General features: G+C 62.3%; 14 protein-coding genes. 11 read left to right on the forward strand and 3 right to left on the reverse strand.

The window, feature by feature from the left end:
* Window positions 1-177: 177 nt before the first annotated feature.
* The 3 genes from K6T12_RS05340 to ubiG are packed head-to-tail and all read right to left on the reverse strand — an operon-like array spanning window position 178 to window position 2,337.
* Entirely contained in the window at window positions 178-921 is a 744-nt protein-coding gene (locus K6T12_RS05340; protein ID WP_222220224.1) for a YciK family oxidoreductase, read from the reverse strand.
* A gap of 11 nt (window positions 922-932) precedes the next feature.
* Window positions 933-1,616, reverse strand: coding sequence for an HAD-IA family hydrolase (locus K6T12_RS05345; RefSeq protein ID WP_222220226.1), 684 nt, complete (start codon window positions 1,614-1,616; stop codon window positions 933-935).
* Between the two features lie 4 nt (window positions 1,617-1,620).
* Window positions 1,621-2,337 (reverse strand): bifunctional 2-polyprenyl-6-hydroxyphenol methylase/3-demethylubiquinol 3-O-methyltransferase UbiG, encoded by a 717-nt coding sequence (gene ubiG / locus K6T12_RS05350; RefSeq protein WP_222220228.1) that lies wholly within the window; start codon window positions 2,335-2,337, stop codon window positions 1,621-1,623.
* A gap of 200 nt (window positions 2,338-2,537) precedes the next feature.
* Between ubiG and gyrA the strand changes: the two genes are divergently transcribed.
* From gyrA to K6T12_RS05405, 11 genes are all read left to right on the forward strand, one after another.
* Window positions 2,538-5,168, forward strand: coding sequence for a DNA gyrase subunit A (gene gyrA / locus K6T12_RS05355; RefSeq protein WP_222220230.1), 2,631 nt, complete (start codon window positions 2,538-2,540; stop codon window positions 5,166-5,168).
* Between the two features lie 64 nt (window positions 5,169-5,232).
* Window positions 5,233-6,315: a 3-phosphoserine/phosphohydroxythreonine transaminase gene (gene serC, locus K6T12_RS05360; protein WP_222220232.1), complete on the forward strand. Its 1,083-nt coding sequence runs from the start codon at window positions 5,233-5,235 to the stop codon at window positions 6,313-6,315.
* 13 nt (window positions 6,316-6,328) lie between these two features.
* Entirely contained in the window at window positions 6,329-7,417 is a 1,089-nt protein-coding gene (gene pheA / locus K6T12_RS05365; RefSeq protein WP_222220234.1) for a prephenate dehydratase, read from the forward strand.
* A gap of 104 nt (window positions 7,418-7,521) precedes the next feature.
* Window positions 7,522-9,738 carry a bifunctional prephenate dehydrogenase/3-phosphoshikimate 1-carboxyvinyltransferase gene (locus K6T12_RS05370; protein ID WP_222220236.1) on the forward strand — a complete coding sequence of 739 codons (2,217 nt, stop codon included), beginning with the start codon at window positions 7,522-7,524 and terminating at the stop codon, window positions 9,736-9,738.
* Window positions 9,738-10,430, forward strand: a complete 693-nt coding sequence (cmk, locus tag K6T12_RS05375; RefSeq protein WP_222220238.1) for a (d)CMP kinase — start codon at window positions 9,738-9,740, stop codon at window positions 10,428-10,430. Before K6T12_RS05370 ends, cmk begins: the two co-directional genes overlap by 1 nt.
* A 35-nt stretch (window positions 10,431-10,465) precedes the next feature.
* Window positions 10,466-12,145 (forward strand): 30S ribosomal protein S1, encoded by a 1,680-nt coding sequence (gene rpsA / locus K6T12_RS05380; protein ID WP_222220240.1) that lies wholly within the window; start codon window positions 10,466-10,468, stop codon window positions 12,143-12,145.
* 69 nt (window positions 12,146-12,214) lie between these two features.
* Window positions 12,215-12,508, forward strand: a complete 294-nt coding sequence (gene ihfB, locus K6T12_RS05385) for an integration host factor subunit beta (RefSeq protein WP_222220242.1) — start codon at window positions 12,215-12,217, stop codon at window positions 12,506-12,508.
* Window positions 12,509-12,549: 41 nt separating this feature from the next.
* Entirely contained in the window at window positions 12,550-12,855 is a 306-nt protein-coding gene (locus tag K6T12_RS05390; protein WP_222220244.1) for a LapA family protein, read from the forward strand.
* Window positions 12,845-14,032 (forward strand): lipopolysaccharide assembly protein LapB, encoded by a 1,188-nt coding sequence (lapB, locus tag K6T12_RS05395; protein WP_222220246.1) that lies wholly within the window; start codon window positions 12,845-12,847, stop codon window positions 14,030-14,032. The genes K6T12_RS05390 and lapB overlap by 11 nt, the downstream gene beginning before the upstream one ends.
* Window positions 14,033-14,051: 19 nt before the next feature.
* Window positions 14,052-14,765 (forward strand): orotidine-5'-phosphate decarboxylase, encoded by a 714-nt coding sequence (gene pyrF, locus K6T12_RS05400; protein ID WP_222220248.1) that lies wholly within the window; start codon window positions 14,052-14,054, stop codon window positions 14,763-14,765.
* A gap of 92 nt (window positions 14,766-14,857) precedes the next feature.
* Entirely contained in the window at window positions 14,858-15,145 is a 288-nt protein-coding gene (locus K6T12_RS05405; protein WP_222220250.1) for a ComEA family DNA-binding protein, read from the forward strand.
* Window positions 15,146-15,202: the final 57 nt, after the last annotated feature.

Below are 15,202 nucleotides of genomic sequence, written 5' to 3' on the forward strand. Positions count from 1 at the left end.
AAACGCGAGAGATGGCATCCACTGCCTGACTGAAATGCATAAAAAAATCCGGAACCCTTAACATGGATTCCGGATTTTCTCTTGCCTGATCAGCAAGTTAAAGAGCTTAACTGATCGGCATTAGCCGGTTGGCTGCGTTTTTATATCTGCGTTTTTAACTACCTGGGCGGTGTTTGCTCAACCCTGGGCATCCAGTGACTGACCGTTGACCCCCTGGCTGTCCGGCCCCATCAGATACAGGTACAGCGGCATGATCTGGCTCGGCGTCGGGTTGTTGGTCGGCGGCTCGCCCGGATAGGCGGTGGTGCGCATGTTGGTGCGGGTGGCGCCCGGGTTGATGCAGTTGACGCGGATCTTGCAGACGTTTTCCACTTCGTCGGCCAGTACCTGCATCATCCCCTCGGTGGCGAACTTGGAGACGCTGTAGGCGCCCCAGTAGGCACGTCCCTGGCGGCCGACGCCGGAAGAGCTGAAGATGATCGAGGCGTCCTCGGATTGCTTCAGCAGCGGCAGCAGCGCCTGGGTCAGCATGAAGGTGCCGTTGACGTTGACCTGCATCACCTGCTGCCAGACCGTCGGGTCGTAGCTGTCGATCGGGGTGCGCAGGCCGAGGATACCGGCGTTGTTCAGCAGGCCGTCCAGGCGGCCGAACTCCTGCTCCAGAGTGGCGGCCAGCTCCTGGTACTCGTGTTCGCTGGCGCCTTCCAGGTTCATCGGCACGATGGCCGGCTGCGGGTGGCAGGCCCGTTCGATCTCGTCGTAGACCTGTTCCAGCTTTTCCAGCGTGCGGCCCAGCAGGATCACCGTGGCGCCGTGCGCGGCGTACGCTTTGGCGGCGGCCCGGCCGATGCCGTCACCGGCGCCCGTTACCATGATGACGCGGTCCTTCAGCAGGTCTTCAGGGGCTTGGTAGCTGTACATAAGGCGGCATCCTATCGGTCGTCGAATGAATAGAGTGATTGTAGCAGCGGCAGCAGTTGGTCCGCCCGCTGGATGCAGTGGTCGGCCTGCCAGAGTTCGATGTTGTCGTCGCTGTCGATGTAGCCGTAGCCGGCGGCCACGGTGCGCATACCGGCGCGGCGGCCTGCTTCGATGTCGCGGATATGGTCGCCGACGTAGACGCAATGCTGCGGCTGGCGGTCGATCTGGCGACAGGCGGTGAACAGCGATTCCGGGTGCGGTTTGCGCTGGTTGACGTGCTCCGGGCAGATCAGCGTGGCGCTACGCTCGGCCAGGTTCAGCCCCCGCAGCATCGGTTCGGCATAGAGGGCCGGCTTGTTGGTGACGATCCCCCAGGGGATGGCGTGCTGCTCCAGCCGGTCCAGCAAGGATTCCAGGCCGGGGAACAGGGCGCTGTCTACCGCCAGGTGTTGTTGATACAGCCGCAGCATCCGTTGCAGCAGATCGCTGAAGTCGGGGTGGTCGATATCGATCTCGAAGGCGGCGCAGACCATCGCCCGGGCGCCGTTGGAGACCTGGCTGCGCAGGAACGGGAACTCGACCGGCGGTCGGCCCTCCTCTTCCAGCAGTCGGTTGATCACCCAGTGAAAGTCGGGTGCGGTGTCGATCAGGGTGCCGTCCAGGTCGAACAGCACCGCTTCAAGTGTCGGCTGCATCCGCTTATTCCGGCTTCTGGCTGGCGATCATGTAGTTGACGTCCAGGTCGCGCGGATTGAGTCGGTAGCTCTTGGTCAGCGGGTTGTACACCAGGCCGGTCAGCTCGGTCGATTGCAGGCCGGCCTGGCGGATCCAGCCGCCCAGTTCCGATGGGCGGATGAATTTCTTGAAGTCGTGGGTGCCCTTGGGGACCAGTTTGAGCAGCTGCTCGGCGCCGACGATGGCGAACAGGTAGCTTTTCGGGTTGCGGTTCAGCGTCGAGAAGAACAGCTTGCCGCCCGGTTTGGCCAATTTGGCGCAGGCCTGCACGATCGAGGCCGGGTCCGGCACGTGCTCCAGCATCTCCATGCAGGTCACCACGTCGAAGCTGCCGGGCAGCTCCTCGGCCAACTGCTCGACGGTGATCCGTCGGTAGTCGACCTTCACGCCGCTCTCCAGACCGTGCAGCTTGGCGACCTTCAGCGGCGCCTCGCCCATGTCGATGCCGGTTACCTCGGCGCCGCGCTGGGCCATCGACTCGGACAGGATGCCGCCGCCGCAGCCGACGTCGAGCACCTTCTTGCCGGCCAGGTGGGCGATCCGATCGATGAAGCCGACCCGCAACGGGTTGATATCGTGCAGCGGCTTGAACTCGCTGTTGCGGTCCCACCACTTGGTGGCCAGCTCTTCAAACTTGGCAATTTCACTGGGGTCGATATTCAGGCTGTGCTGGTCGGTCATGGCTCTGTCGTCATCCACTGTTAGATGGGGCGCCATTCTAACACCGGCACCGGGGTGAAGACAGTCGCCACTGCCCGGCCGGGTTGGCCTAAGGCGTTCTTTTCGCAGGGTTCTTGTTTGCAGATTGTGGTATACTCCGGCGGTTATGAAATCGGCACCATAACTGTGCCTGGACCTTGAACCTAGGATAGCCAATACGAATGGGTGATCTAGCCAAAGAGATTCTGCCGGTCAATATCGAGGACGAACTGAAGCAGTCCTACCTCGACTACGCGATGAGCGTCATCGTCGGGCGAGCCCTGCCGGACGTCCGCGATGGCCTGAAACCGGTGCATCGTCGTGTCCTGTTTGCGATGCATGAACTGGGCAACGATTGGAACAAACCCTATAAGAAGTCCGCCCGTGTGGTCGGTGACGTGATCGGTAAATACCATCCGCACGGCGACAGCGCGGTATACGACACCATCGTGCGGATGGCGCAGGATTTCTCGATGCGCTACACGCTGGTCGATGGCCAGGGCAACTTCGGCTCCATCGATGGCGACTCGGCCGCGGCCATGCGTTACACCGAGATCCGCATGGACAAGATCTCACACGAGATGCTGGCCGACCTGGACAAGGAAACGGTCGATTTCGTCGACAACTACGACGGCACCGAGCAGATTCCCGATGTGCTGCCGACCCGGGTGCCGAACCTGCTGGTCAACGGCTCCGCCGGTATCGCGGTGGGCATGGCGACCAATATTCCGCCGCACAACCTGTCCGAAGTGGTCAAAGGCTGTATCGCGCTGATCGACGATCCGAGCCTGGATTGCGACCAGTTGATGGAGTACATCCCGGGGCCCGACTTCCCGACCGGCGGCATCATCAACGGCCGGGCCGGTATTCTGCAGGCCTACCGCACAGGTCGTGGCCGCATCTACGTGCGTGCCAAGTACCATATCGAAGAGGACAAGAACGGCAAGGCCACCCTGGTGGTCACCGAGATCCCCTACCAGTTGAACAAGGCCCGCTTGATCGAGAAGATCGCCGAGCTGGTGAAAGAGAAGAAGCTGGAAGGGATCACCAACCTGCGCGACGAGTCCGACAAGGACGGTATGCGGATCGCCATCGAATTGCGTCGTGGCGAAGTGCCCGAAGTGATCATGAACAACCTCTATTCGCAGACGCAGATGGAGAGCGTGTTCGGCATCAACGTGGTGGCACTGGTCGACGGCCAGCCGCGTACCCTGGACCTCAAGTCGCTGCTGGAAGCCTTCGTCCGCCACCGCCGCGAAGTGGTCACCCGCCGTACCGTCTACGAGCTGCGCAAGGCGCGCGAACGCGGCCACATCCTGGAAGGTCTGACCGTGGCGCTGGCCAATATCGATCCGGTGATCGAGACCATCAAGAGCTCGCCGACCCCGGCCGAAGCCAAGGAACGCCTGCTGGCGACGCCGTGGCAGCCGGGCAGCGTGGTCGACATGCTGGAACGGGCCGGTGAAGACGCCTGCCGGCCGGATGACCTGGGCGAGGAGTTCGGCCTGCGCGACGGCATGTACCACCTGTCGCCGGCCCAGGCCCAGGCGATACTGGACCTGCGTCTGCACCGCCTGACCGGTCTCGAGCACGAGAAGCTGATCAACGAATACCGCGAGCTGCTGGAGAAGATCGCCGAGCTGCTGAAGATCCTGGGTTCCCACGAGCGGTTGATGGAAGTGATCCGCGAGGAGCTGGAGCTGATCCTGGAAACCTACGGTGACGAGCGCCGTACCGAGATCGTCGCCAGCCGCCAGGACCTGACCGTGGCGGACCTGATCACCGAAGAGGATATGGTGGTCACCATCTCCCACTCCGGTTACGCCAAGACCCAGCCGCTGTCCGATTACCAGGCCCAGCGCCGCGGCGGTAAGGGCAAGGCGGCGGCGGCGGTGAAGGACGAGGACTTCGTCGAACACCTGCTGATCGCCAACACCCACGACACCATCCTGCTGTTCAGCAACCGCGGCAAGGTGTACTGGCTGAAGGTCTACGAGATTCCGCCAGCCAGCCGCACCGCGCGTGGCCGGCCGATCGTCAACATTCTGCCGCTGGATGAAGAGGAACGGATCACCACCATCCTGCCGGTCAACGAATACAGCGAAGACCGCTTCATCTTCATGGCGACCGCCAACGGCACCGTCAAGAAGACCCCGCTGAGCGCCTTCTCGCGGCCGCGCACCAGCGGTCTGATCGCGCTGGGCCTGGATGAGGGCGACACCCTGATCGGCGCGGCGATCACCGGCGGCGAGGATCACATCATGCTGATCACCTCGGCCGGTAAGGCGATGCGCTTCGAAGAGGAACAGGTGCGGGCGATGGGCCGTACCGCCCGTGGCGTACGCGGTATCCGCATGGATGAAGGCGTCAGCGTGATCTCGCTGATCATCCCGCAGCAGAACGGCACCGTGCTGACCGCCTCCGAGCGGGGCTACGGCAAGCGCACCGCGGTCGACGACTTCCCGTGCAAGGGGCGCGGTGGCCTGGGCGTTATCGCCCAGCAGTGCACCGAGCGGAACGGCCAACTGGCCGGTGCGGTGCAGGTGTTCGACGGCGACGACGTGATGCTGATCAGCGATCGCGGCACCCTGGTGCGTACCCGTATCGAGGAGATCTCGGTACTGGGCCGTAACACCCAGGGGGTGATGTTGATCCGGGTGGCCGAAGAGGAGAACCTGGTCGGCCTGGCACGCATCGAGGAACCTGACGAGGTTGACGACGAGGTGGCGCAGGGCGCTGAGGCGGCGTTGCAGGACGGCCAGGGTGCCGATGCAGAACCGATCGGCGATCAGGCGGATGATCGCTCCGAATAATTATTTCAATGCGGCCCTGGCGGCCGCATTTTTATCTGTAGCCAAGGGGTTGTAGATCAAGCTCATGACACGTAAGTACAATTTCAGCGCCGGTCCGGCCGGTTTGCCGGATGAAGTGCTGCTGCAGGCGCAGCAGGAATTGCTCGATTGGCAGGGTAAGGGGCTCTCCATCATGGAGATGAGCCATCGCAGCGATGAGTTCGTGGCGGTTGCCGAGCAGGCCGAACAGGACCTGCGCGAGCTGATGGCGGTGCCCGACAACTACCGGGTACTGTTCCTGCAGGGCGGCGCCACCGGCCAGTTCGCGATGATTCCGCTGAACCTGCTGGGCGAAAACGGCAAGGCCGATTACATCAACACCGGTGTCTGGTCGAGCAAGGCGATCAAGGAAGCCCGCCTGTACGGCGATATCCACGTGGCCGGCTCCACCGAGGCCGACAACTTCTCGTCGGTGCCGGCCCAGGCCGAACTGGCGCTGCGCAGCGATGCGGCCTACCTGCACTACACCCCGAACGAAACCATCGGCGGTGTGGCGTACGACTACATCCCGGACAGCGGCGAGGTACCGCTGGTGGCCGACTACTCCTCCAGCATCCTGTCTGAACCGCTCGATGTCAGCCGCTTCGGGCTGATCTATGCCGGCGCCCAGAAGAATATCGGTCCGGCCGGGCTGACCGTGGTGATCATCCGCGAAGATCTGCTGGGCAACGCCCGACCGGGCACGCCGACCATGCTGGATTACCAGCCGCACGCCAAGGCCGGTTCGATGCTGAACACCCCGCCGACCTTCGGCTGGTACCTGGCCGGCCTGGTATTCCAGTGGCTCAAGCGCCAGGGCGGCGTTACGGCGATGGCCGAGTGTAACCGTCGCAAGGCCGGTAAGCTGTACGACTTTGTCGACCGCAGCGCTTTCTACGCCAACCCGGTGGCCGTTGCCAACCGCTCACTGATGAACGTGCCGTTTACCCTGGCGGACGACAAGCTCGACGCATTGTTCCTGCAACAGTCCGAAGCGGCCGGGCTGCTGAACCTGCAGGGCCACCGTTCGGTCGGCGGCATGCGTGCCAGCCTGTACAACGCGGTACCGGAAGCCGCCGTCGACGCGCTGATCGACTTCATGGCCGAGTTCGAACGTACCCAGGGCTGATCCGGAGGTTGCGATGAGTGATCAGGAAAAGGAGCTGGGCGTACTGCGTCAGCAGATCGACCGCATCGACAAGCAGATCCACGAACTGCTGAACGAACGTGCCCGCTGTGCCCAGCAGGTGGCCGATGTGAAACTGAAGCACCAGGGCCAGCGCGAGGCGGTGTTCTACCGGCCGGAGCGCGAGGCCCAGGTGCTGCGTGCGGTGATGGCGCGCAACCCCGGCCCGTTGGCCGACAAAGAGGTGGCGCGTCTGTTCCGCGAGATCATGTCGGTCTGTCTGGCGCTGGAGGAGCCGATGCGGGTCGCTTTCCTGGGGCCGGAGGGTACCTTCACCCAGCAGGCGGCGCTGAAGCACTTCGGTCACTCGGTACTGTCGGTGCCGCTGGCTTCGCTGGACCAGGTGTTCCGCGAAGTCTCCTCCGGCACCGCGCACTACGGCGTGGTGCCGATCGAGAATTCCACCGAGGGGGTGGTCAGCCATACCCTGGACCTGTTCAAGCAGTACAGCCTGCGGATCTGCGGCGAGGTCGAGCTGCCGGTGCACCAGCACCTGATGCGCAAGGCGGACGACGACGGCGAGATCAAGCGGATCTATGCCCATCAGCAGTCGTTCACTCAGTGCCGCAGCTGGCTGGATGCCCACTATCCGTCGGTCGAACGGGTCGAGGTGATCTCCAATGCCGAGGCGGCCCGACGGGTCGCTGACGAGGGCGCCGGCACGGCCGCGTTGGCCAGCGATATGGCGGCCGAGCTCTATGAGTTGGCGGTGGTGGTGCGCAACGTCGAAGACCAGCCGGACAATGTCACCCGCTTCCTGATCATTGCCGATCAGGAGGTCGGCCCGAGCGGCCAGGACAAGACCTCGATTCTGGTGCAGGCGCACCATGAGCCGGGTGCGCTCTATCAGTTGCTGGAACCGTTCTACCGTCACGGCATCAGCCTGACCCGGATCGAGACCCGGCCGGCCAGCGTCGGTTACCTGTTCTATATCGATTTCGAAGGGCACTACAGCGACGATGCGGTCGATGAAGTGCTCAGCGAACTGGAAGCCGAAAGCGTCGAGTTGAAGCTGCTCGGCTCCTATCCACGCTGCGTACTCTAGTCGCGACGGGCGCGTGCGGACGGGACATCAAAGGCGGGCCGGCCTGACGGTCGGCTTGCCAGGTTTACCGGTGTCAGTGATGCCGGACTGAAGGTATTGAACCTGTGAATGCAGCAGTAAATGAAGTTCTGATCATCGGCCTGGGGCTGATCGGCGGCTCGCTGGGCAAGGCGTTGCGCCGCAGCGGCTTCTGTCGCAAGGTGGTCGGCTATGATCGCAATGCGATGGAATTGGCCGCCGGGGTCAGTCTTGGTGTGATCGATGAAGCCGCGTTGGCGCTACCCGACGCGGTGGCCAGCGCCGATATTGTGGTGCTGGCGGTGCCGGTCAAGGCGATGGAGCGGGTGCTGACCGATATCGCGCCATTCCTGCGGGCCGACACCCTGCTGACCGATGTCGGCAGCACCAAGAGCAATCTGGTCGAGGCGGCCGGCCGTATCCTCGGCGAGCTGCCGCCGACCTTCGTGCCGGGTCACCCGATTGCCGGCTCGGAGAAGAGCGGGGTGGCCGCCGCTGATGCCGAGCTGTTCCGGCGTCATAAGGTAATCCTGACCCCGCTGCCGAACAGCAGCCCCGAGGCGGTGCGCCAGGTCGCCCGGATGTGGCTGGTGACCGGTGCCGAGGTGTTGCAGATGGAGGTCCGCCGACACGATGAAGTATTGGCGGCGACCAGTCATCTGCCGCATCTGCTGGCGTTTTCGCTGGTCGATACCCTGGCGCAGGAGGAGGACAGTACCGAGATCTTCCGCTATGCCGCCGGCGGCTTCCGCGATTTCACCCGTATCGCTGCCAGCGATCCGGTGATGTGGCGCGATATCGGTCTGGCCAACAAGCAGGCGGTGCTGAAGCAGATCGACCGTTTTACTGCCGGTGTGGCGCGGCTGCGGGCCGCCATCGAGCAGGGTGACGGCGAAACCATGACCGGTATCTTTACCCGGGCTCAGTCGGCCCGGCAGCACTTTTCCCGAATTCTAACTTCTACGGCGTACTCTCAAGCAATGACAACAAGAAACGTAACCTTTCATGTTCAGCCGGGCGGCACGGTTAATGGAACCATTCGCGTGCCGGGCGACAAGTCTATCTCTCACCGTTCCATCATGCTCGGCTCGCTGGCCGACGGTATCACCGAGGTCAGCGGTTTCCTGGAGGGCGAGGACAGCCTGGCGACGCTGCAGGCGTTCCGTGATATGGGGGTGGTGATCGAAGGCCCCTACCAGGGCGAAGTGAAGATCTACGGGGTGGGACTGCATGGCCTGCAGGCCGCACCGGGGCCGCTGTATGTCGGCAACTCCGGCACCTCGATGCGGCTGTTGACCGGTCTGCTGGCGGCACAGCCGTTTGATAGCGAACTGACCGGCGATGCGTCGTTGACCAAGCGGCCGATGGAGCGGGTCGCCAAGCCGCTGCGCCAGATGGGCGCGCAGATCGAAACCGCCGAGGGCGGTCGGCCGCCGCTGAAGATCAAGGGAGGCCAGTCGCTGACCGGCATCCACTACGACATGCCGATGGCCAGCGCCCAGGTTAAATCCTGCCTGATGCTGGCCGGCCTGTACGCCGAGGGCCAGACCTCGGTGACCGAGCCGGCGCCGACCCGCGACCACTCCGAGCGGATGCTGCGCGGCTTCGGCTACCCGGTTGAACAGGATGGTAACAAAGTGACGGTAGAATCCGGCCACCGTCTGCAGTCCTGTCAGATCGACGTGCCGTCCGATATCTCGTCGGCCACCTTCTTCATGGTGGCGGCGGCGATCTGCCCGGGCTCCGATATCACCCTGCAGCATGTCGGTATCAACCCGACCCGCATCGGCGTGATCAACATCCTGCGGCTGATGGGCGCCGATCTCGAGCTGCTCGACGAGCGCGAGGTGGGCGGTGAGCCGGTGGCGGATATCCGGGTGCGTTACGCGCCGCTGAAAGGTATCCAGGTACCGGAGGACCAGGTGCCGCTGGCGATCGACGAGTTCCCGGCGCTGTTCGTGGCGGCGGCCTGCGCCGAAGGCGAAACGGTGGTGACCGGCGCCGAGGAGCTGCGCGTCAAGGAGAGCGACCGCATCCAGGCGATGGTCGATGGCCTGCAGACCTTGGGTGTCGATATCCAGGGCACCCCGGACGGCGCGATCATTCGCGGTGCCGGCAAGCTGGGTGGCGGGGTGATCGAAAGCCACGACGACCATCGGATTGCGATGGCGTTCACCGTGGCGGCCCTGCGCGCCGACGGTGAGATCAAAGTTAATGAATGTGCCAATGTTGCCACCTCGTTCCCGGGCTTTGTCGAACTGGCCCAGCAGGTTGGTATCAAGGTAACGAAGGAGGAGGGCTGATGTCCTTGGCTACCGGAACGGTACCGGTTATTACGGTTGACGGTCCCAGCGGGTCCGGCAAGGGAACGCTGTGCAAGCTGCTGGCGGAGTCTTTGAATTGGGATCTGCTGGACAGCGGTGCGCTGTACCGGCTGGTGGCGCTGGCCGCCCAGCATCATGGCGTCAAGGCCGATGACGTGCCGGCGCTGCAGGTACTGGCTGCCCACCTGGATGTGCAGTTCGTGGCCGAAAAGGACCAGGAGCTGCGCATCATCCTGGAGGGTGAGGATGTTACCGACGCGATCCGCACCGAACAGGTGGGGGCGATCGCCTCCCAGGTGGCGGCGATCGGCGAGGTGCGCGAGGCGCTGTTGGAGCGCCAGCGGGCGTTCGCCGACGAGCCCGGCCTGATCGCCGACGGGCGTGATATGGGCACCGTGGTTTTCCCCGATGCGGAGCTCAAGATCTACCTCGACGCGAGTCCCGAGGAGCGCGCCAAGCGCCGCTATAACCAGTTGATTAACAAGGGGGTGGGTGCTAGTCTTCAGGCTATATTAGAGGACATAAAAGCCCGCGATTCGCGTGACATGAACCGCGCCGTAGCGCCGCTAAAGCCAGCACCGGATGCCGTCATCCTCGATAGTACGCAGTTGTCGATCGACGAAGTTTTAGCGGCCGTGCTAGAACATGCCAGACACAAAGGTCTGCGCTGATGTGAGCAGCTGAATAAGCGAGGATGGTACTGACCATGAGCGAGAGTTTTGCCGATCTCTTCGAAGAGAGTCTGAAAGACCTGGAGATGGCGCCCGGCGCCATCGTAACCGGCACCGTGATGGCGATCGAAAACGACTTCGTCATCGTCAACGCCGGTCTCAAGTCTGAGGGTATCATCGCTCGTGGTCAGTTCGAGGACGCCGATGGCGAACTGACTGTCGCCGTCGGCGACGAAGTCCGGGTGGCACTGGAGGCGGTCGAAGATGGCTTCGGCGCTACCCAACTGTCACGCGAGAAGGCCAAGCGGGCCGAAGCCTGGGCCGAGCTGGAGAAAGCCTTTGCCGCCGACGAAGTGGTCAAGGGCGCGATCATCGGCAAGGTGCGCGGCGGTTTCACCGTCAACGTCAACAACATCCACGCCTTCCTGCCCGGCTCGCTGGTCGATATCCGGCCGGTGCGCGACACCTCCCACCTGGAGCAGCGCGAGCTGGAGTTCAAGCTGGTCAAGCTGGACGCCAAGCGCAACAACATCGTGGTTTCCCGCCGGGCGGTACTGGAAGCGGCCTTCTCCGAAGAACGCGCCAAGCTGCTGGAAAGCCTGGAAGAGGGCGCGGTGGTCAAGGGGCTGGTCAAGAACCTGACCGACTACGGCGCCTTCATCGATCTCGGCGGTATCGACGGCCTGCTGCATATCACCGATATCGCCTGGAAGCGGGTCAAGCATCCGAGCGAAATGCTGACCATCGGCGATGAGATCGACGTCAAGGTGCTCAAGTTCGACCGCGAACGCAACCGGGTGTCGCTCGGTATGAAGCAGCTGACCGATGACCCCTGGACCGCCTTGATCAAGGACTACCAGGTCGGCTCGAAGGTCAAGGCCAAGGTGACCAACCTGGCCGATTACGGCTGTTTCGCCGAGATCGCCGACGGCATCGAGGGGCTGGTGCATGTTTCCGAAATGGACTGGACCAACAAGAATGTCCACCCGTCCAAGGTGGTACAGGTCGGTGACGAGATCGAGGTGATGGTGCTCGATATCGATAATGAACGGCGCCGCATCTCGCTGGGTATGAAACAGTGCCGTGAGAACCCCTGGCAGGCGTTTGCCACCAGCCACCGCAAAGGGGACCGTTACACCGGTACGATCCGCTCGATCACCGATTTCGGGGTCTTTATCGGCCTGGAAGAAGGCATTGATGGTCTGGTGCACCTGTCCGATCTGTCCTGGGACGAGACGGGCGAAGAGGCGGTCAAGGCGTACCAGAAAGGTGACGAGGTCGAAGCGATGATTCTGTCGATCGACCCGGAGCGCGAACGTATCGCCCTGGGCATCAAGCAGCTGAACGAAGATCCGTTCAACGCCTTTGCCGGCGAACATAGCAAGGGCAGCCTGGTCAAAGGCACGGTGATCGAGGTAACGCCGCGGCTGGCACGGGTTGAGCTGGCGGATTCTGTCGAGGGCATTCTGAAGGTGGCCGAAGCGGCCCGCGACCGCACCGACAACCTGACCAGCCTGTACCATGTCGGCGATGAAATTGAAGCGGTGGTCGCCAGTGTCGACCGCCGTAACCGGGCGTTGAACCTGTCCGTCAAGCAGTTGGAGCTGCAGCAGGAAAAACAGGCGATGCAGTCGATGAAAGAACAGGAAGCGGAAACTGCCGGGCCGACCACCATCGGTGACCTGATCAAGGCCCAGATGAAGAAGGATTCCTGAATCTGAGAGGCGCCGGGACAGCGGCCGTTGGATGTACGCTGTGGCGAACGATAGTCCGGAGGGGAACGCATGACCAAGTCTGAGCTGATAGAACGCCTCGTCGATCGGCATGAGCAGTTGTCGGTTAAGGATGTCGAGTTGGCCGTTAAAACGATGTTGGACCAGATGACCGAGGCGCTTTCGCATGGCGACCGTATCGAGATCCGTGGCTTTGGCAGTTTTTCACTGCATTACCGGGCACCGCGGGTCGGTCGCAACCCGAAAACCGGTGCTTCGGTTTCACTGACCGCTAAGTACGTACCGCATTTCAAACCCGGCAAGGAACTGCGTGAACAGGTTAACGACAGCCTGCTGCGCGATTAACATGGCCCTGCTGGCCGGATACACAATGGAGACCACCCTCTGTGCGTTGGTTAAAAACTCTGCTTATCGGCGCTCTGTGCCTTATTGCCCTGCTGGTCGGGGTTCTGTTCACCATCCATAATACCCAGACCGTTGCGATCGACCTGGTGTTTGTGCAACTACCGCAAGCCAGCCTGTCGCTCTGGTTGATGGCCTTCCTGCTGCTCGGAGCCGCGCTCGGCATGCTGGTCAGCCTGATGGCCTTGCTGGTGCTGCGCACCCGGCTGGGTGCCGCCAGGCGCCGTTTCAACCACGCCCAGAAAGAGCTGGACCAGCTGCGCACCGCAGCGCTGAAAGATGGCGCCTGATTTTCAGAGCTATCTTTTCATCGTTCCACTGTTCCTGGCCGTCGCGATCGGCTGGTGGCTCGGCCGTCGCCAGAAAAAGGTCGACCACCGCCCGGCGGCCAATCTGAGCAACGAATACTTCACCGGTCTGGATTACCTGCTGAACGAGCGGATGGATGAAGCGATTGAAAGCTTCATCCGTGCGCTGGAAATCAATTCTGATACCATTCCCGCCCATCTGGCATTGGCCAAGCTGTTTCGGCGCAAGGGCGATGTCGACCGGGCGATCAAGCTGCACCAGAATCTGCTGGCCCGTCCTGACCTGTCGCGCAACGATTTCATCCGAATCCAGATGGCGCTGGCGCGGGATTATTTTGCTGTTGGCCTGCTCGATCGGGCGGAGAACCTGCTTGACGAGATCATCCGTCAGAATCCACCGAAGGAGAGTCGCTTCAAGGCGCTGTCGCTGCTGATCAAGTTGTATGAGAAGGAGGGCGAGTGGCACCAGGCGCTGGATACTGCCGCCCGGATGACGCTGGATGAGCTGAAGCCATTGCATCGTGAGCTGGCGCACTACTGCTGTGAACTGGCCGAGCAGGCGATTGCCCGGCAGGGCTATGAGGAGGCCCAGGGGCACCTGCGCCAAGCGACCCAGTATGACCCGCAGTCGGTGCGGGTCGGCCTGCTGGATGCGCGACTGGCGATGGCCCAGCAACAGTGGAAGACGGCGATCCGTCATCTAACCCAGGTGGTCGAACGGGATCCGCTGTTTGTCTCGGAAATCCTGGCGGATCTGCGCCACTGCTATGCTGAGTGTGGCAGACGTGAAGAGTTTGCCCGCTACCTGCAGAGTTGCATGGCCCAGGCACCGTCCACCTCGGTGATGTTGATGCTGGCCGACCAGATCAAGCAGCAGCGGGGGCTTTATGCCGCCGGCAGCTATGTCACCGAGGAGCTGAAAAAGCGGCCCTCGGTGAAGGGCTTCAACCGATTGATCGATATGCATATCGAGCACGGTTCGGAAAGTGCCCGCGACAGCCTGCGGGTATTGCGTGGCTTGACCGGCCAACTGGAGTTGTCCAAGCCGGTTTATCGCTGCAACAGCTGCGGCTTTTCCGGCAAGACATTGCATTGGCAGTGCCCCTCCTGCCAGAAATGGGGGGTGACCAAGCCGATTCAGGGGCTTGAAGGCGAATAATTGTTAGAAGAGATGATAGATGAGTGTTGATCTGAACCGAGTACTGGTAGCCCTGGATTATGCGGACTCTGAAGCGGCGCTGGCGATGGCGGAGCGGCTCGATCCGACCCGTTGTCGAGTCAAGGTGGGCAAGGAACTGTTCACCCGTAGCGGTCCGGCAATCGTTGAGGCACTGCAGGGCAAGGGCTTCGAACTCTTTCTGGACCTGAAATTCCACGATATCCCCAATACCACCGCCAAGGCGGTTCGCGCGGCGGCCGAGTTGGGCGTCTGGATGGTCAACGTGCACGCCTGTGGTGGTCGTCGGATGATGGAAGCCGCTCGCGACGAGCTGGAAAAGGTCAATGGTGCCAACACCCTGCTGATCGCGGTGACCGTACTGACCAGCATGGAGCGCAGCGACCTGGCCGATATCGGCCTGGATATCGACCCGCTGGAGCAGGTCAAGCGGCTGGCACAGCTGACCGAACGCAGTGGTCTGGACGGCGTGGTCTGCTCCGCTCAGGAGGTGCAGCCGTTGCGTGAGATCATCGGCCGCGACTTCAAACTGGTGACACCGGGTATCCGGCCGGCCGATGCCGAGCAGGGCGATCAGCGGCGGATCATGACCCCGGCCGAAGCGCTACGGGCCGGCAGTGACTACCTGGTGATCGGTCGACCGATTACCCGGGCAGACAATCCCGACGAGGCGTTGAAACGTATCGAGGCGGAAGTGCAGAGCGTCATTGGTTGAAATTCGGCCAATCTCTGGTAGAAAGGGAAGGGTTGGTTGCATTGTAACCAACCTTTTTTATACCTACCAAAATCCGAATGGGAGATTCACGGATGAAATACCCACATTGGAGCCGCCTGCTGGCGGCTGTACTCTTTGCTGTCGTCGCCAACCTGAGCTGGGCCCAGCCGCCGATCGATCTGAACAGCGCTACCGTTGAACAGTTGACGGCACTGCGTGGTATCGGGCCGAGCAAGGCTCAGGCGATCGTGCAGTACCGCACCGAGCATGGTGCGTTCACATCCATTGAGCAGTTGCTGGAGGTCAAGGGAGTGGGTCGTTCGATCCTGACCAAGAACGAAGGCATGCTGCAGCTCGGACAGCAGTCGAACGCGCAGTAGGTGCATTAGGTGCATTAGGTGTATTAGGTAAAACCGGGCGGCCCGGCGCTGAGCCGG

The organism is Marinobacterium arenosum (genome assembly GCF_019795155.1).
In the GTDB taxonomy this organism is placed as follows: domain Bacteria; phylum Pseudomonadota; class Gammaproteobacteria; order Pseudomonadales; family Balneatricaceae; genus Marinobacterium_C; species Marinobacterium_C arenosum.